Annotated in this window: 18 protein-coding genes and 1 tRNA gene; 8 read left to right on the forward strand and 11 right to left on the reverse strand. The window is 44.6% G+C overall.

Translation table 11 applies throughout. From position 1 onward, the window contains the following. Positions 1-132: 132 nt before the first annotated feature. Positions 133-1,602: an MDR family MFS transporter gene (locus AAV35_RS09135; protein ID WP_008590019.1), complete on the forward strand. Its 1,470-nt coding sequence runs from the start codon at positions 133-135 to the stop codon at positions 1,600-1,602. Positions 1,603-1,638: 36 nt separating this feature from the next. Here AAV35_RS09135 and AAV35_RS09140 read toward each other — a convergent pair whose 3' ends face one another. The 3 genes from AAV35_RS09140 to AAV35_RS09150 all read right to left on the reverse strand — a co-directional run bounded on the left by AAV35_RS09140 (position 1,639) and on the right by AAV35_RS09150 (position 3,330). After that, positions 1,639-2,001: a GNAT family N-acetyltransferase gene (locus tag AAV35_RS09140; RefSeq protein WP_008590021.1), complete on the reverse strand. Its 363-nt coding sequence runs from the start codon at positions 1,999-2,001 to the stop codon at positions 1,639-1,641. A gap of 68 nt (positions 2,002-2,069) precedes the next feature. After that, positions 2,070-2,585: a YjcG family protein gene (locus tag AAV35_RS09145; protein WP_008590023.1), complete on the reverse strand. Its 516-nt coding sequence runs from the start codon at positions 2,583-2,585 to the stop codon at positions 2,070-2,072. 16 nt (positions 2,586-2,601) lie between these two features. After that, on the reverse strand, positions 2,602-3,330 hold the full coding sequence (locus tag AAV35_RS09150; protein WP_008590025.1) for an alpha/beta hydrolase: 729 nt from the start codon (positions 3,328-3,330) through the stop codon (positions 2,602-2,604). A gap of 175 nt (positions 3,331-3,505) precedes the next feature. On the opposite strand from AAV35_RS09150, the gene AAV35_RS09155 reads away from it, so the two are divergent. From AAV35_RS09155 to qoxD, 7 genes are all read left to right on the forward strand, one after another. Further along, positions 3,506-3,577 (forward strand) — tRNA-Val (locus AAV35_RS09155). Positions 3,578-3,721: 144 nt separating this feature from the next. Then, positions 3,722-6,571, forward strand: a complete 2,850-nt coding sequence (locus AAV35_RS09160) for a CheR family methyltransferase (protein WP_008590026.1) — start codon at positions 3,722-3,724, stop codon at positions 6,569-6,571. A 4-nt stretch (positions 6,572-6,575) separates the two neighbouring features. Then, the gene (locus AAV35_RS09165) at positions 6,576-8,099 is read left to right on the forward strand and encodes an HD domain-containing phosphohydrolase (protein WP_008590028.1); all 1,524 of its coding nucleotides are present in this window, start codon (positions 6,576-6,578) and stop codon (positions 8,097-8,099) included. 293 nt (positions 8,100-8,392) lie between these two features. Further along, positions 8,393-9,289, forward strand: a complete 897-nt coding sequence (gene qoxA, locus AAV35_RS09170; protein WP_008590031.1) for a cytochrome aa3 quinol oxidase subunit II — start codon at positions 8,393-8,395, stop codon at positions 9,287-9,289. Positions 9,290-9,307: 18 nt separating this feature from the next. Next, positions 9,308-11,257 carry a cytochrome aa3 quinol oxidase subunit I gene (qoxB, locus tag AAV35_RS09175; RefSeq protein ID WP_008590033.1) on the forward strand — a complete coding sequence of 650 codons (1,950 nt, stop codon included), beginning with the start codon at positions 9,308-9,310 and terminating at the stop codon, positions 11,255-11,257. After that, entirely contained in the window at positions 11,254-11,850 is a 597-nt protein-coding gene (qoxC, locus tag AAV35_RS09180; protein ID WP_008590035.1) for a cytochrome aa3 quinol oxidase subunit III, read from the forward strand. Before qoxB ends, qoxC begins: the two co-directional genes overlap by 4 nt. 1 nt (position 11,851) lies before the next feature. After that, on the forward strand, positions 11,852-12,133 hold the full coding sequence (qoxD, locus tag AAV35_RS09185; RefSeq protein ID WP_008590038.1) for a cytochrome aa3 quinol oxidase subunit IV: 282 nt from the start codon (positions 11,852-11,854) through the stop codon (positions 12,131-12,133). A 79-nt stretch (positions 12,134-12,212) separates the two neighbouring features. On the opposite strand, the gene AAV35_RS09190 is transcribed toward qoxD, so the two are convergent. The 8 genes from AAV35_RS09190 to fabI all read right to left on the reverse strand — a co-directional run bounded on the left by AAV35_RS09190 (position 12,213) and on the right by fabI (position 18,002). Further along, positions 12,213-12,716 carry a GNAT family N-acetyltransferase gene (locus AAV35_RS09190; protein WP_008590040.1) on the reverse strand — a complete coding sequence of 168 codons (504 nt, stop codon included), beginning with the start codon at positions 12,714-12,716 and terminating at the stop codon, positions 12,213-12,215. 82 nt (positions 12,717-12,798) lie between these two features. Next, on the reverse strand, positions 12,799-13,029 hold the full coding sequence (locus AAV35_RS09195; RefSeq protein ID WP_008590042.1) for a hypothetical protein: 231 nt from the start codon (positions 13,027-13,029) through the stop codon (positions 12,799-12,801). A gap of 130 nt (positions 13,030-13,159) precedes the next feature. Beyond that, positions 13,160-14,053, reverse strand: coding sequence for an MBL fold metallo-hydrolase (locus tag AAV35_RS09200; RefSeq protein WP_008590044.1), 894 nt, complete (start codon positions 14,051-14,053; stop codon positions 13,160-13,162). A gap of 25 nt (positions 14,054-14,078) precedes the next feature. Further along, entirely contained in the window at positions 14,079-14,384 is a 306-nt protein-coding gene (locus tag AAV35_RS09205; protein ID WP_008590046.1) for a hypothetical protein, read from the reverse strand. 94 nt (positions 14,385-14,478) lie between these two features. Then, positions 14,479-15,171, reverse strand: a complete 693-nt coding sequence (locus tag AAV35_RS09210) for an RluA family pseudouridine synthase (RefSeq protein ID WP_040609390.1) — start codon at positions 15,169-15,171, stop codon at positions 14,479-14,481. A gap of 1 nt (position 15,172) precedes the next feature. Next, a complete protein-coding gene (locus AAV35_RS09215) occupies positions 15,173-16,624 on the reverse strand; it encodes a PH domain-containing protein (protein ID WP_052034750.1) in 1,452 nt (483 codons plus the stop codon). Then, complete coding sequence (locus AAV35_RS09220; protein ID WP_008590053.1) at positions 16,614-17,093, reverse strand: PH domain-containing protein; 480 nt, start codon at positions 17,091-17,093, stop codon at positions 16,614-16,616. Before AAV35_RS09220 ends, AAV35_RS09215 begins: the two co-directional genes overlap by 11 nt. Before the next feature lie 132 nt (positions 17,094-17,225). Further along, positions 17,226-18,002 carry an enoyl-ACP reductase FabI gene (gene fabI / locus AAV35_RS09225; RefSeq protein ID WP_008590055.1) on the reverse strand — a complete coding sequence of 259 codons (777 nt, stop codon included), beginning with the start codon at positions 18,000-18,002 and terminating at the stop codon, positions 17,226-17,228. Positions 18,003-18,041: the final 39 nt, after the last annotated feature.

An 18,041-nucleotide genomic window follows, 5' to 3' on the forward strand; every position in this document is an offset into this window, starting at 1 on the left:
AATCTTTTATAAAACAGCTGTCTGGCCCCTGTTTTCATTTATTTACTGAGAACGGGTTTGAAATTGTTGTCACCTCCGGAGCGTGAGAGTATAATATTCCATTAGTCTATGCAAACTAAAGGAGGGTTATCAATGGTGGAACAGAACTACAACAGAGTTCTGGTTGCGGCATTGCTCATATCAGGATCTTTCATTACGATCCTTAACCAGACACTTATGATTACGGCCATTCCTCCGATTATGGAAGAAATGAGTGTATCAGCCAACTCCGCCCAGTGGCTGACCACCGTCTTTATGCTCGTGAACGGAATAATGATTCCGATTACCGCATTTTTAATAGAAAAATTCACAACAAGACAGCTGTTCATGACAGCTATGACAATTTTCTTGGTTGGAACATTTCTTGGAGGTATCGCTTTTAACTTCCAGAGCTTAATCGCGGCACGCGTAATTCAATCAGCCGGGGCCGGTATCATGCTTCCGCTGATGCAGACGGTCTTCCTGCTTATATTCCCGGTGGAAAAACGCGGAACGGCCATGGGGTACATAGGACTCGTTATTTCCTTCGCCCCTGCCATCGGCCCTACCCTTTCCGGGTGGGTGACTGAAGAATTTACATGGAGATACCTGTTCTGGTTCATCTTCCCGCTTGTCATTATTATGATTTTGGTAGCTTTCTTCGTACTGAGGAACGTGACGGAACTAAAAAATCCGAAACTCGATATTCCTTCCGTACTTCTTTCCACGTTCGGCTTCGGAGGACTACTGTACGGATTTACAAGTGCCGGAAACAATGGATGGGGAAGCCCTATCACTCTCCTCGGCCTTGCAGCCGGGTCCGTCATTCTCTTCGCTTTTATCAGAAGACAGTTGAGTATGACTCATCCGATGCTTGAGTTCAGGGTATTCAAACTGAAAACATTCAGACTGACTACCATTATCGCCGGCATCACGTTCATGGGGCTTATAGGTTCTGAAACACTGATTCCGCTTTTCATGCAGAACATGCGTGGTTTCACTGCGCTCGAATCCGGTCTCGTACTTCTTCCGGGGGCTCTCATTTCCGGGTTGATGTCTCCTATTACCGGAAGGATTTTTGACCGGATCGGAGGACGTGTGCTCGGAGTGATAGGTCTCTCGATCATGACGACCGGGACAGTCCTTTTGGGAGTACTTGATACGGAAACGACTCTCACTTACCTGGTGGTCGTCTACGCTATCCGCATGTTCGGTTTCTCAATGGTGATGATGCCCGTCACCACTTCAGGTTTGAATGAGCTGCCTAATAAACTTATCCCGCACGGAGCTGCGGTGAGTAACACGATGAGACAAATCGCTGCTTCTGTGGGTACTGCCGTTCTAGTTACTCTGATGACAACATCCAAAGACGTAGCAGCATCTCTCACATCCATGGAGAGGCCGGATATCTTTGGGGTTAATTTCGCTTTCTTCCTCATTGCCGCTCTCTCGGCGGTATCAACGGTTCTTGCTTTATTCATTAAGCGCACCTCTCCGCCTAGTGACGAGCAGTGGGACGAGTGGGAAAGACAGGCTCAGGAACAAAAAAACGAAAAACAAAAAGAGAAAGCAGCAGGCGGATAAATCGCCTGTTGCTTTCTCTTTTGCTATATTGTCTTATTAACGGAAGCTTTTTTCCATCGTTACGTGCGGAATATTGGCATCCATAAACTCATCAGAAGTCGTACGATAGCCGAGACTTTCATAAAAAGTTTCCGCCCGGGTCTGAGCATTCAACTTCGCCTTATCCCTTCCTTCTTTCTGGACGCGCTCTTCCATCGTACCTATCATCTGTTTCCCGAATGACAAGCCACGATGTTCCTTGAGCACACAAATACGTTCAAGTTTTCCGTAGTCATCCATTATGCGGAGACGTGCGGCTGCGACGGGCTGATCGTCTTCATAACCAACGAAATGCACAGACACTTCATCAAGACCATCATGCTCCTCTTCTTCTGTGACATTCTGTTCTTCAATAAACACTTTTCTCCGTACGGAGTAGGCATCTTTTCTTTCCTCTTCTGTAGATACTGTCTTTATTTCTATAATTTCTATTCCCCTTTCAGGCGGAACGTTTCATACACACTCCACGATTCGTTATCGAGCTGGTAGAGCAGTTGAAAACGGTCTAACCGGTCGGTAAGATCGAACTTGGACATCCGCAGACTTTCATATATGTCGGAGAATTCATCGTCCGACAGACTCTGTGCAATAGTGATATGCGGTACGAAAGTATGTTCTCTTTCTCCTTCAAGAGCACCTTCATGCATTTCTTCACTCAGTCTGTGGAGATCTTCGTTAGGCTCTATCTTTAAATACAGCACGTTTGCTGCCGGCTTAAAGGAACCTACCTTCTTCACTTCTATATCGATCGGCCTCGTTTTTTTTGCAATCTCATCCAGCGCAGGGATAATGGTTCTCTCGATTTCTTCATCGTCCGATTCAAAAGGATATTTCAAAGTGATGTGAGGCGGTACGAGAGCATAATGAGAGTCGTACCTTTTTCTGTAAGAGTTTGCCTCATCCTGGACTTTTTTAGACGGAAAAATAGCTATACCATATTTCATCTTGCGTCCCTCCTGTTCATTTTCCGATTATAGTAACAAGTCCCCTTTTGAAGTCTTTCTGCCAGGACCCCCATGTGTGGTCCCCTCCTTCAATTTCGTGGAACGTGTAATCGAACGGTTTTCTTTCAAGGTATTTATTCAGTTCGCGGTTCGGATTGAGAAAATCCTTTACTTCGCCTTCTGTGGTAGTTACTTCTGTCTCTTTAGTACCAATCGTATGATAAATCGACAGCGGTGTGAAGTCGCTTGCTTTCTTAGCTTCTTCCAGTACCGTCTCATTCACGAACGGGCTCTGCATTATAATGTTGGAAAAAGTATAAGGATAACGGCATCCGATCATGAAAGCCAGAGAACCTGCGAGGGAATCACCGATCAGTGTACGACAGCTGGCCATACAATGACTCGGATACGTCTGATCCAGGAAAAGAACAACTTCGTTTACAATAAAATCTATATAATTCTGCTGTCTTTTCCCTTCCGGATGGTATTTATCCTGCCTGTCGAATTTATCTTCATAATGGATCCCCACAAAGATAGTCGGAGAAATCTGTTTGGACTCATGAAGTTCATCGCTCAGGGTAGCTGCCCTTCCCATCTGAAAATAATCGTCCCCATCCTGCATGATACAGAACTGATATTTGTACAGTTCGGAAAAATTCTCCGGTAAATATACTTTCAGTTTCATTTCTTCTTTTAAATACTCACTGTTTATCGTATGTTCTTCGAATGTGCCTTTCCTTTTCACATGAACACCCCTGCATCGTTTAATCATCCATAGATTTTACCCTTACGTTGAAGTTTCAAACATTTACTTTTATTTTATCATAGTTAAGCTTTCGAATCTTTATTTAAAAAACGTTTGACATATATAGAGTACACATAGTATATTATTACATGTCTTACTTACATATTCAAAACACGGGCCGTTAGTTCAGCGGGAGAACGCTTGGTCGACAACCAAGAGGTCGCTGGTTCGATCCCAGCACGGCCCACTACTGAAAGTCTTTTTCTTCCTTAGGGAGAGAAAGACTTTTTTTGTTGAGGAAAACCATTACGGAAGTATTTTTTATTATCATATAAAGATTTCTCATGTACAATTATTATTATCTGCATAAGAAATCGATAGAGGTGAAATTATGTCACATACTGAAGAAAAATATTACATCGGCATCGGTGCTTCCGCAGGAGGCCTCGAATCTCTCGAACGCTTTTTCAAAACCATGCCCAACGATACAGGTCTCACTTTCATTATCATCCAGCATCTTTCCCCCGACTTCGAAAGCCACATGGATGACCTTTTGCGCCGCTATACGAGTATGAATATCCATGTAGCCGAAGACATGATGGCGACGGAGCCGAACTCCGTCTACCTTATCCCGCCCCGTAAAAATCTCTCCATTTATCATGGCACTCTCCATTTAAGTGAACAAACCGAACGAAAACACCTGAATCTTCCGATAGACCTGTTTTTTAAATCACTGGCTGAAGACCAGGGTAGAAACAGCATCGGGGTCATACTCTCCGGTACCGGAAGCGATGGTACTCTCGGGGTTCGTGCCCTGAAAGATGCCGACGGAATGGTGATAGCGGAGGACGAGACTACTGCCAAATTTGACGGGATGCCACGAAGTGCGATTTCCACCGGTCTCATCGACTACATTCTCCCTCCGGATGACATGGCTGAAGAGATAATCAATTACGTTACTCATCCGGCAGACCCCGTTAACAGGTCTTTACAAACCTCCGACGGAAAAAGTATGTTGTCGCGGATAAACAGAATTATGAGAAGTCACTCAAAAATAGATTTCGATAACTATAAAGAGACGACGATGATCCGCAGGATTAACAGAAGAGTGAAGCTGAACCGGCTTCAAACACTTGAAGAATACGCGGAACATCTCTCTAATTCGGAAAAGGAAAGAAATATACTCCAACAGGAATTGTTTATAGGCGTCACCGGTTTCTTCCGGGATAAAGAGGCTTTTGACAGTCTTACCGAAAATGTCCTCCCCAAACTCGATTATAACAAGGAGGCTCTCCGGATCTGGTCCGCCGGGTGTTCCACCGGCGAAGAAGTTTATTCGCTTGCTATACTTCTATGTGAATACATGGAAAAAAACAATCTGCAGACCGGTCTGAAAATTTTCGCAACAGACATAGATGACAAAGCACTTGAAACCGCCGGTAACGGTGTCTACCCGGAGAGCCTGATGTCGGATGTCCCTCCTGAACTTGTAGCCAAATATTTTATAAAGGAAGAAGAAGGATACCGCATAGCTAATTCCATAAGAAAAATGGTCGTTTTTGCGAAACATAACCTTGTGAATGATCCTCCTTTTTCCCGGCTTGATCTTCTCGTATGCAGGAATTTGTTCATTTATCTTAAAAGCGAAACACAGCAGTATATTTTGAATAAATTTTATTACTCGTTATTAAAAAATGGATACTTATTCCTCGGTACCAGTGAGACTCTCGGAGATTTAACGAAGGCTTACCGGTCCATAGATAACAAATGGAAATTTTACAAACCTCGGGAGGATTACCGGCCCGACCATCCTTCGGGAATATCTCTGTACAGTGACAAAGGCCCGGAAATTGAGAAAAACACCCAGCCTGCAAAGTCTGTGGCCCAGAATGTAAATCTTGAAAATGTATTACAAAAAGCTGTATCCAGTATCTCTCCCCCTTCCATAATTATCGACGGTAACGATCAGATTATTCACGTTATTAATGATATGTCGGATTATTTGCGACCGCAGCCGGGCAAGTTTTCAAATAATTTCAATACCAACATGTCCCGGGAACTCTCGTTATTTGTAAACAATATCCTTCGCAGACTGAAAGCAGAGCGTACTCACGTCCGGTTGAATAATATCATGAACGGAGCAGGAGAGGAGACTTCTCTCTCCCTGAGCGGCCACATCATCGAAATGAAGTATCAATTTTTCTACTTCATCAGTTTTATTGAAGCTACTGAGGTGAAAGTAAAAAATAGTGAGGAAGTGGATGTGTCGGATCAAATGAAAGAGCGGGTCCGATATCTGGAATCCGAACTCCAGCTTGCCAGAGAGGGTCTGCAGGCAACAGTGGAAGAACTGGAGACATCCAACGAAGAATTACAGACATCCAACGAAGAACTGACCGCTTCCAATGAAGAATTGCAAAGCACGAACGAAGAACTCCAATCCGTGAATGAAGAAATCTATACAGTCAATAACGAGTACCAGGAAAAAATCGAGGAACTGAAAAAAGCCAATAACGACCTGAACAACCTATTGAATAATACAGAGATAGGAGCGCTCTATCTCGATGAAATGCTCTGTATAAGAAGAATCACCCCACTTATGAAGGAGGTTTCAAACGTACGTGATGAGGATATAGGCAGACCAATATCCCATATTTCGGTCATGTCCGAGTACCCCGAAGTTGTGGATGACGTGTACGAAGTACTGGATTCTCTTATAAAGAAAGAAAAAGAGATAGAGGATAATAAAGGCAGGCACTGGTTCGTCCGCATCCGTCCTTACCGGACAGAGTATAACTCCGTTAACGGAATTATCGTCACACTCGTAGAAATCACGAATTTGAAAAAGGAACGGTCAAAAGTGATGGAAACGAAGGAGAAATTTGAGCAGGTCCTTGAAATCAGCAATATGGGATGGTGGGAATTCAATGGCCGTGCCGATCATTTCGACGTCTCCCCTTCCTTTTTACAGAACTGCGGTTATGGAAAGGAAGATTTTCCTACGACGCTCAACGAAGTCAGCCGATATTTTAAGACAAATGATATAAAAGTAGCTTTTGAAAAAATGCTTTCGGGGAAGAAGAAGAGTATCAACCTGTTCGCTTCTTATCAGTGTGAAGATGGAAGTTTCATCCCTGTCCATTTTTTGGGGAGAGTCCTCGAGAAAGATCACGATGAAGACCCGCTCCGTATCGGCGGTACTATCATAGATATTTCCAACTACATGAAGCAAGGAGACTAAACTTATGGAACGTATGGAAGAAATAATCGAACAAATTCTTCAGGGGAACAATATTGAAGACTACAAAAACGAAACAAAAGAGGAAATTCTTTCTACACTGTCGGTCTACCATGAAGAACTCCGTTTTCAGAACGAAGAGTTGAAACGGACAAATCATGAGTTGGTACTGGTAAAAGAAAATTATGAATCTTTGTTTTATGAAGCCCCTATTTCTTACCTGACTGTAGATGGTTCCTTTTCCATTACGGACTGCAACAGGAAAGCTTCCTCTCTCTTTGAAAACGAGGATCTGACAGGTTCAAAACTGTTTGAGTGGATCAGCGAAGATAGCCAGGATGCTTTTTATTTCCATACGAAACAACTCGAACATCAGAAGGATATACAGCCGATAGATATTACTCTGGACATAAACGGAAAAGAAAAACATGTGCATATGGAAAGTAACGTGATTAATAAAGGTGAGTATAGAATCGCCTGTATCGATCAGACAGAAAACGTCAATTACCAGAAACACATTGAACACCTTTCCATCCATGATGAAATGACAGGACTGTACAATCGTCGTTACTTCGAGAAAAAAGTTCAGGAAATGGATACATCCCAAAATTTCCCACTTGGATTTATACTGGGAGATATCAACGGTTTGAAACTTATCAATGATGCCTTCGGTCACCCCGAAGGGGACAACGTTGTAAAAAAAGTTTCCGAAGCGCTTTCGGAAAACACCAGAACGAATGATGAAGTATTCCGCATCGGAGGGGATGAATTCGCTATTATTCTCCCGAACACGTCCGAAAAAGAAGTGAAGGAAATACGTGCCCAGTTAGTGAAATCCTGTGTAATTGAAGGCGATAATAAATTATACATCACTACTTCTTTCGGTTCCTCTGTCAAAAAAATGGCCTTCCAGTCCACCGAGGAAGTTCTTCAATATGCAGAGAACCGGATGTATAGAAATAAACTGTTCCAGCGAAACAGCCATCGGACCAGCTATATCAACAGTATGATGGCCAGTCTTTTCGAAAAAGTCCCGCGTGAAGAAGCCCACTCCCAGCGTGTGAGCAGCCTGGCCGAAAAATTGGGTCAGGCTCTGGATCTTGATGAAACGAGACTATTGAACCTGAAGACGGCAGGAATGCTCCATGATATAGGGAAAATCACCATTGATCACTCTATTCTCAACAAGGATACTCCGCTAACTGCGGAAGAGAATGAACTCGTGCAGCGACATCCGGAAATTGGGCACCGGATATTGAATGCTTCCGAAGAGTTCGCGGATTTATCAATGATCGTACTCACCCACCATGAACATTATGACGGCCGTGGATATCCTCTTAACCTGGAAGGGGAAGACATTAAGTTAGAGGCCCGCATTATCCATATCTGCGAGGCGTATGATGCGATGGTCAGTGACCACCCTTATCACCCTGCTATTTCTAAAGAGGAAGCATTACAGGAGCTTAAAAAGTATTCTGGCAAAGAGTTCGACCCCAAACTTGTGGAACTGTTTATTGAAATCATGTCCTGAAGCTGAAACTTCAGGACATTTTTTCTGAAGAGGAGATCCATCGCTCCGTGTTTTTATGACGATAAAACCGTACATAACAATCCGGTGATGTCAGTGCTGACAAACATTGATTCTGTGTCTTTTCTTCCACCTTTTTGTCACATTATTCACAGGACCGACATTTTTTCGTGACAATTCATTCAACATACATGAACAATTTGTGAACTGTTGTCATATTCGTTGCGAAAGTCTGTATAAAGCCCCTATGATGGAAACACGCATTAACAGCAGTTAATTCAGAAAGGAGTCTGAACATGAAGAAACAGTGGCTATTTTCCGGTTTGCTTTTGTCTTTTTTACTTTTCCTGAGCGGATGCGAACCGTTAACTGTCTTTGATCCCATGGGACCACAGGCAGCACTATTAAAAGATATCATATGGATATCTATATGGACTATGCTATTCGTTGTTGTCGTGGTCTTCGTTATCTTAATATATATCCTGGTTAAATATCGCTCGACAAAAACACCATCTGACTACAGACCACCGATAGTGAAAGGGAACATCTGGGTGGAGATAACCACAATTGGTATTCCGGTATTGATCATCGTATTCCTTTCCTTCGTCTCTGTACAAAGCACATATGAAGCAGAAAGCGTGCCGAAACAGTTCAAAGATGAGGAGCCTATGGTAATTTATGCTGCTTCCTCCAACTGGAAATGGCATTTCAGTTATCCGGAAGAAGATATTGAGACTGTAAACTATCTTTTCCTTCCTACTGACCGCCCTGTAGAGTTCCGCTTATATTCTTTCGATGCCATTTCGAGTTTCTGGATTCCTCAATTGGCCGGTCAAAAATACGCTATGACAGGAATGATTACAACTCTGAATCTTGCCGCTACGGAAGAAGGAGAAATGCAGGGACGTAATGCCAACTTCTCCGGTGAAGGGTTCGCTGAACAGACCTTCAACGTGAGTGCTGTCTCCCAGAAAGAGTTCGATGAATGGGTGAAAGAAGTAAAAAATACTGCGGAACCTTTGGATGAAAAAACATTCAATAAACTGCTCGAACCCGGACATCTGGGCCAGAAAACCTTCAGCAGTACTCACCTTGATTTCAGCCCTCCTCCTGAGGAGCACGGGGAGATGAGCGAGGAAGAAATGAAGAAAGAAATGGAGCAAGAAATGGAGCAAGAGCAGTCGGACCATTAAAAGAGAGGAGTCTTATGGATGGAGTTTTTTAAACAATTTGCCGTACCTAACCCAACTCCCACCATTTATTTATCTATGGTCGCAATCGGTCTTACACTGATTGCGGTCCTTGCCGGTATCACCTATTTCAAAAAGTGGGGATACTTGTGGAGTGAGTGGTTGACGACGGTTGATCATAAAAGAATAGGAATCATGTATTTGATTTCTGCACTGCTTATGCTTTTCAGGGGCGGAGTCGACGCGCTGATGATGCGTGCCCAAACTTCCATGCCCGGTAACGAACTATTAAGCGCAGCCGAATATAATGAAATATTCACCACCCACGGCGTTGTCATGATTTTCTTCATGGCCATGGCTTTTATTACAGCTTTAATGAACTTCGTCGTTCCTTTGCAAATCGGAGCGCGCGACGTTGCTTTCCCGAGACTGAACGCCCTCAGTTTCTGGTTGTATTTCATGGGAGCGATGCTTTTCAACCTGTCGTTCGTCATCGGGGGATCACCGAGCTCCGGTTGGACATCGTACTTCCCGCTCGCCGGTAACGAACTGTCCCCACACATCGGGACCAACTATTACATGATCGCGTTACAGATTGCCGGACTGGGTACGTTGATTACCGGTATTAACTTCATCGTTACGATTTTCAAAATGCGTGCCCCGGGCATGAAACTGATGAAAATGCCGCTTTTCACCTGGTCGGCGCTTATTACCAACCTGTTAATAACGTTTGCTTTCCCGGTACTGACAGTAGCTTTGGCTATGGGTACCATGGACCGTCTGTTCGGAACCCATTTCTTCACAATGGATAACGGAGGAATGGCGATGCTGTGGGCCAACTTCTTCTGGGTATGGGGTCACCCCGAAGTTTACATTCTGGTGCTCCCGGCTTTCGGTATATACAGTGAAGTTATTTCTACGTTCTCCAAACGGAACCTGTACGGCTATACATCCATGGTCGTCGCTATTGTCGTTATTTCGACCCTTGCTTTCCTCGTTTGGGTACACCACTTCTTTACGATGGGGCAGGGTGCTCTCGTAAACAGTATTTTCTCCATCACTACAATGGCCATCGCTATACCTACGGGTATTAAAATATTCAACTGGCTGTTCACGATGTGGAAAGGGAAAATTCAATTTACGGTGCCTATGTTGTATTCTCTCGGATTTATTCCGATATTTACAATCGGAGGTGTTACCGGGGTCATGCTCGGTATCGCCAGTGCCGACTATCAGTATCACAATACGATGTTCCTTGTGGCACACTTCCACATCGTAATCATCCCAGGGGTTGTATTTGCAATGCTTGCCGGGATGACGTATTGGTGGCCGAAGATGTTCGGTTTCATGCTGAACGAAAGAATCGGAAAATGGGCTTTCTGGAATATTGCAATCGGTACGTGTCTCGCGTTCTTCCCTATGTTCATTTCGGGACTCGATGGTCAGGCCCGCCGTATGTACACGTATTCCGAAGTAGCCGGGTTCGGAATTTGGAACCTTCTGTCGTTCTTCGGTGCTCTTGGACTTGCAATGGGCTTTATACTGATTGTATTTAACGTATATTACAGTGCCCGCTATGCAACCCGTGATATCGGAGACGATCCATGGGATGCACGTACCCTTGAATGGGCTACCCGTACACCGGTGCCGGAATACAACTTTGCGGTTACTCCGCAAGTCGATTCACGCGAACCATTCTGGGACTCGAAATATGAAGGGAAAACGTTATTCAAAGAGGAAATCAAAGACATCCACATGCCTAACAACAGTGGACAGCCGTTCATTATGGGAGCTTTCTTCTTTGTGGCAGGCTTTGGACTCGTATTCAGTCTGTGGCCGGTCGTCTATGTTGCCGCTGCCGGTATAGCCGTCCTTCTCTTCATACGTTCCTTCGAACAGGACGACGGCCGTCATATTCATGAACAGGAAGTAAGAGATACCGAAAACGATAAGAGAGGTGAGACGCGATGAGTACAGAGCACTCTACACCAATGGAATACAGCACGGAAACTAACGCTTTGAATATTATCGGTTTCTGGGTCTTTATAGGGGCTGAGATCGCGTTGTTCGCTACCCTTTTCGCCACCTATTTCATTATGGAAGGTCGCATTGCAGATGGACCTTCCGGTGGCCAGCTTTTCGTCATCTCTACCTTAATGATTCAGACGTTCGTCCTTCTGACCAGCAGTTTTACGATAGGTCTCGGGGTCAATGCTATGCGTCTCGGCCGAAAAGGTGCTACGCTGACATTCCTGGCAATTACTCTTGTATTAGGGGCCGGGTTCGTCGGAGTTGAGATTTATGAATTTTACGAGTACGTACACGAAGGCCTGTCTCTTCAGACAAGTGCTTTTTCCGCCGGGTTGTTCACTCTTCTCGGTACGCACGGAGCCCACGTCTCCTTCGGTCTCTTCTGGGGAGCCGGGATCATCGTACAAATCGTCAAGCACGGGTTTACGCCACGTACAGCCAACAAAACATTCATCTTTTCCCTGTACTGGCACTTTCTGGACGTCGTTTGGATTTTCATTTTCAGCTTCGTCTACCTGAAAGGAATGATGTAATATGAGAGAACTATTTCCGGCTAAACAGCTTACAGGTTTCGTCGCTTCTCTCGCTTTAACAGTGATTGCCCTGCTCGTCTATTTTCTGGATATGAGTTTTACAGTTGGCATGGTAGTTCTTCTGCTTACTGCTTTTACACAGGCAGGACTTCAGCTTGTGGTATTTATGCACGCGGGAGAATCACCTGATTCAGATTCCATTTATTTGAACACTTACTATGGTATTTTCATCGCCCTGGCCATCGTGTTCGGTTCATTACTGGCTATGGTCTGGGGATATTAATTAATCTGAACCACAGACAGACGAGTGGAAAATCACGTGGAATAAAGAAACAGGCAGAGACAAACTCTGCCTGTTTCTTTCATTTAAGCAATTTATACATATAGTATTCATTTATGTATTCCCCTTCTATTTTCAGGGAATTCACTTTTTCACCTTCTATTTTGAAGCCCATTTGCCTGTATAAATGAATAGCAGCAGCGTTGTGTGTAAGTACGGTCAGCTCAAGCCGGGTCACTCCCCGCTCTCTGGCCCAGCGAAAGCCTCTTCGCAGGAGCTGCTTACCTGTTCCTTTGCCTCTTTGACTTTCCTTTACTCCAAGAGCTATGTATGCACAATGACGGGCCCTTTCCAGTGCACTACCTCGAAGCATAATAAAGCCCGTGATTTCTTCATTCTCTTCACTTATAAACAAATCTGTCGAACGGTCTTCATTAACATTCCGGATCATTTCTTCCTGTTCCTTCACACTTATCTCTCTTTCCCCGGGTGCATACAGCATATTTCCCGATTCATCTAGTTCTTTACTTAATTCAAGAAATTCCAGGGCGTCCCCTGTCTCCAGTAATCTGCATTCCGTATCCATAGCTCTGCTCCTCCATTGATCTATTCCAATTTCCATAACAAAGCCCTAATTCCAAAAAAATTAGGGCATTCTTCATTTCATTTTATTGATTGAATCGCCGGTTTTCTTTTTTGTAACGGACCGTTAATTCTTCGGATAGTGACAGGAACAATCCCATCATAAAAATGAAGACTGAACCCATTACGAGACCAACTCCGATCATAGTCAACGTGCGGTCTCCAAGTCCCATTATACTTAACAAAAATGTCACAGTACCCATAATGAGAAGAGTTGCTCCGACGTATTGGACAGTGTTTAAAGTTTTAGAGTTCATTTCCATCACCTCTTACTAACATTATTACCCTTGTTCACAAATTTGTCAAACATTTCGTTAGCGCTTTCATATATATTTCCCGGGTAATATCGGATTAATATGGTCATGGAATTCGTCTCGTGCCTTTTATTTATTTCAAAGAAAAAAACAACCGGGACTCTTTTATAAAGAAAGTAACTTCCCCGTTTCTCATAAGTCCGTTTGCAAAAGCCGTAACCGCCGTCCGGTATAACAGCCAGGCTGAAACGTGCTGCGTTTCCACTCCGTAAGCCCGGCACATACCGGCTACCAGTTCTTCATGCGACACTTCTCCGTGCTCCCGTATCCATTCCTTCATATACTCAGTTAATTTTTCGTAATAATCCAGGTTGGTCCGCACTGTCTTTTTAAAATCCTGTTCAAATACGCCATGGCCCGGTACGGCTCCAAGCACTTTAAGATCCAATAATTTGTGAAGAGAGGCTTCGTGGAACGAGCTGTCAGTAATGTAAGGTATTTTATGTTTATGAATGTACTCAGGACCGAAATAGCTGTCAGCGGCGAATAATATGTTATCTATTACCAGCCCGCCCTGGTTGTAACTGTGGCCGGGAAATGTAATCATTCGTGCTTCCACTTCCCCGATTTGCACTGTTCCTTCTTCAACTACCCGGTCAATTTTCACCGGAGGTCCTTCCAGAAATTTATTCCGCGTCTCAGGGAGAGGGTCATTACCGGAGGATAGATATAAAGGTTCAATTGTCGGATTCTCCATAATTGCTGCTTCAAATTTCGGAGCGATAGTGATCACCCCGTACTTCTTCCGTAAAAATGCCGCTCCCCCGTAATGGTCCGCGTGTGCATGAGTAAGAAAAAGGTGGGTAAGCGGGAACTCATTCTCTCTCAGGTATCGAACTGCTTTTTTTACAGTCGAGTCATCGATTCCCGCATCAATCAAAAGACCCGTATCGCCGCTTTGTACGTAGCCGATATTTACAACACCATCAAAATAATTGACATGTTCCGTCAGTTTCCTGAATTCCATATATCTTCTCCCCTTTCCAGCTATACTATACGGATTCGCTGAAAAAGGAACCTTTTCCTGTTACCCGTGAGTAAATTTTTTCCTGAGTATGAAGAGGTAAAGATGAGTTTCTGCTATGAGTTTTATGAACCGTCGAAGGCGCGTATAGCAACCCGCTGATCTGTTGGTATTCCAGCCTGTCCTCTTCTCTCGTCTGCCTGCGTTCCTTCACTTTCTGATCAAGGACAATTTTCCAGGCTTTTTCTATTCCCCGCGGAGCTTGCTGTCGTTCCGTGATGCGCTGATGGTAATCCTGATACTGATAATGGTTAACAGGTAAGATATAGCCCATCATTCTCCCTCCTCTTTCTTATCTCTATACCCCCTTTTTTGATATAATACGCAAAAAACGAACCGGTACTGCGTACAGTAGCGATTCGTTTATGTTACATATCCCGATTCGTGTATTCCGGCCAGACATTCCAGGGATACTGATCCGGTGGCATAGATTCGAATGTCATATCCTCTTTTTTCACAGGGTGAGAAAGTACGAGCCTGTGAGACCAGAGAGCAATCTGCTGACCCGGGTGATTGACTTTCCCTCCGTATTTCTGATCTCCATAGATCGGTGCTCCCTGGTGGGCGAGCTGGACTCTTATCTGATGGGGACGACCGGTATAAAGATCTATTTCCAGGAGACACATCCCGGATTCTTCCTGCTTTACTTCATATTCAAGTTCCGCTTCTTTCCCGCGTCTATGATCCTTACCTACGACATAGACCTCATTCTTCTTCCGGTCTTTGACGAGGTAGTCTTTCAGCCGGGCCTTCGGTGAATCCATACTCCCTCTCGAGATCGCCAAATAATATTTCTCCATGGCATTTCTTCTGATCTGATCCGAGAGACGGGAGGCAGCTTTGGAAGTTTTCGCGAAGACCATCACTCCGCCTACCGGACGATCCAGGCGATGTACGAGCCCCAGATAAACGTTCCCGGGTTTATTGTACCGTTCTTTGATATCATTTTTTAGAATGCTCAACAGATCTTCATCCCCGCTCGCATCTTCCTGCACCGGCACATTCACCGGTTTCTCCACGACAAGCAAGTGATTGTCTTCATACAGAATAGGAATGTTGATACTATCCTCCCCTTTCTTCACTCAATTTTTTATGGATGCCGGGAACTTTCGAAAAAGTTTCCGAAGCTTTCGCAACGTCCTCCTCCCATAAGGCCGGCACCACGAAGTGCCTGCCCTGGGCGTTATTCAGAATAGCTGCATCGATCGTCGCCAGTCCCTGTTTTCTGTAAAGCCACGTATCTTTTTTCTCGAACGCCTGGAGACGTGCACGTTTTAACGTCACAGTTTCTCTGCTGACTTTCCGATACTGAAGGTTTAAATAAGTTTCATCAAATGAGATACCTGAGGTCCGCCAGCGGATCACTCCCCACCCCGGGAATAACACAAGGGCTGCGACGGGGAGGAGCACCCATGCGGGTACTGTCAATGAAACGACGATAACTGACGTTAACGACACGAGTAGACTTCCCCATATATAATAGGGAAGACTCCTTAGCGGTGGTCTTTTCATCCCAGGGTTGTCCCGATAGTACTCCGGAAGGTATTTATTAAGGAAATCGGGCACGTCGTTCTTTTTTAATAACGGAAGCAGGTAAACCGTACTCCCCTCCATTTTTCCCCCATTCACGCCTCCGGCTACCTCTACATACACATAACAAAGACCGAGCAGTTGTCTGATGATATTCTCTTTTACGATAACTGCCTGAATTCTGTTAACAGGAATCGTGCGCTGCCGCTTCTCGATAAGTCCGTATCTCATGTACAGCTCCGTTTCATATCTTGTAATCGTGAAATTCGCATACTTGACCATCGTCCAGAGAATACCCGCTCCCCATACGATGAGGACCGATATAAGAACAAGGAAGATAAGAAACTGTACAGCTAATGAAAACAGCCATCTGGTGGCATCTTCATACATCTGTTCCGGAATAATCTGATTGGCCTGGGAAAACAGAAGCCAAAGCAGACCAAAAATAATTATCGCATTATCGGAAGTTGCTCCGGTAAGCGCCAGTCTGGAATAGCTCATCACTTCTTCCGGATATACTTTTTCATAATCTTCTTCTGTTCTTTCCCCTTTATGTTTCAGATTTCCCGAAACCCGTTCCCCTTCTTCAAATGTGACCGCAGCAAGGGAAGCATCTACGTTCTCGTCGCTTCCAGCGGTTTCGATCTGCACTTTCGTCAAACCGAAAATCCGGTGCAGAAGGGTTTGAGTAAGATCTATCGACTGTATTCTGTGTTTGGAAATACGGCGTTCCCTGCGTACAAAGATCCCCTGCTTAATCTGTAATTCTTCTCCTGTAACTACATAAGAGAACCTGAACCATTTCACAATGGAAAAGATGAGGAGAATAACGAGTAATAACCCGACCCCTGCAAATTCGTACCAGGAGGCACCGCTGTTGAAAATGATAAAGAGGACAGGCAGAAAACCGAGCGCTGCATCTTTCAGAGAACGGAAGAACTGAAAAACGATGGAGGCAGGATGGAGACGTTTTTCATACATCATTTTCTTCCACCCTCGCAAGTTCCGAAATTCTGTCCCGCAACCCGGAAGCTTCCTCCTCGGTCAGCGCCGGTATTTCATGAGTCGTCGCTGCCGTCGATATCGTCACCGTAGCAAGAGAGAATTTCTTCAGAATCGGTCCCTGTTTCGTATCTACGTGCTGAACACGAAGCATAGGAACTAGCGTTCTTCTTCTTATAATGATGCCGTGCTGAATATAAACTTCCTGCTCAAAAACTTCATATCTCCAGCGCCGCCATCTTAGCCTGGGAATAAGAAATACAGAAAAAATTATGTCAATTATCAGCAGGGAGACTGCTATAGCGATGACCCACCAGGGCCATGATATGTATACAAAAGCTGCTATCGAACCGGCGAGAAGAGCAACGGGGATGATAAGATACAACACAGCCGTTAACCTCCAGGCACTGACAGCCGTTTCTTCAATGAGATTTGCGGGAGTCTGACGCATGCCCTCCCTCCTTTCCCCTTTATTATAACGAAACCGTTACTTAATTGCGAAGACTTCCTTACAGCTTCCTGATGTTCGGAAACTAAAAAAGATGCCCCTCCGGTTTTGAGAGAGGCATCGCTATCTGTACACTTAAAAACCGATAATATTGAACCCTGAATCAACGTGGATAATTTCTCCTGTTACGCCGCGGGAAAGGTCACTAAGAAGATAATAAGCAGTATCTCCTACCTCTTCCTGCGTAACCGGACGACGAAGCGGCGCTCTTTCTTCTATTTCGGCGAGAATCGAGTTGAAGTCTCCCACACCTTTTGCACTGAGAGTACGGAGCGGTCCGGCTGAAATAGCATTTACACGGATATTGTCTTTACCAAGGTTGCTGGCAAGATACCGCATATTAGCATCCAGACTCGCTTTTGCTACCCCCATCACGTTATAGTTCTGGACGACTTTCTCTCCACCGAGATAAGTCATAGTCAAAATGCTGCCGCCGTCTTTCATAAGTGGTTTGGCTGCACGGGCAACTGCCGTGAGTGAATAGGAACTTATATTCTGAGCTGTAAGAAATCCGTCCCGGCTCGTGTTCAGGAATTCTCCCTTAAGTTCTTCACGGTTCGCAAAAGCAATGCAGTGCGCCAGACCGTGTATGGTCCCCACGTCATTCTGGATCGATTCGAAAGTCTGAATGATCGATTCGTCATCCGTCACGTCACACTCGTAGAATAAAGGCTCCTGTCCCTCAAGTGACTCGGCGAGTTCACGGACCGACTTACCGAAACGTTCTCCTACGTAAGTGAAAATAAGTCTTGCTCCCGCTTCGTGAAGAGAACGGGCAATTCCCCACGCTATACTTCTCTTATTGGCCACACCCATTACAACATATGTACGGCCTTCTAATGAAAAATTCATCAAAACCCCTCCTTGAGGTTAGTATTTGTTGTTAGTACC

Origin of the sequence: Salimicrobium jeotgali (assembly GCF_001685435.2) — a bacterium.
In the GTDB taxonomy this organism is placed as follows: Bacteria; Bacillota; Bacilli; order Bacillales; family Halobacillaceae; genus Salimicrobium; species Salimicrobium album.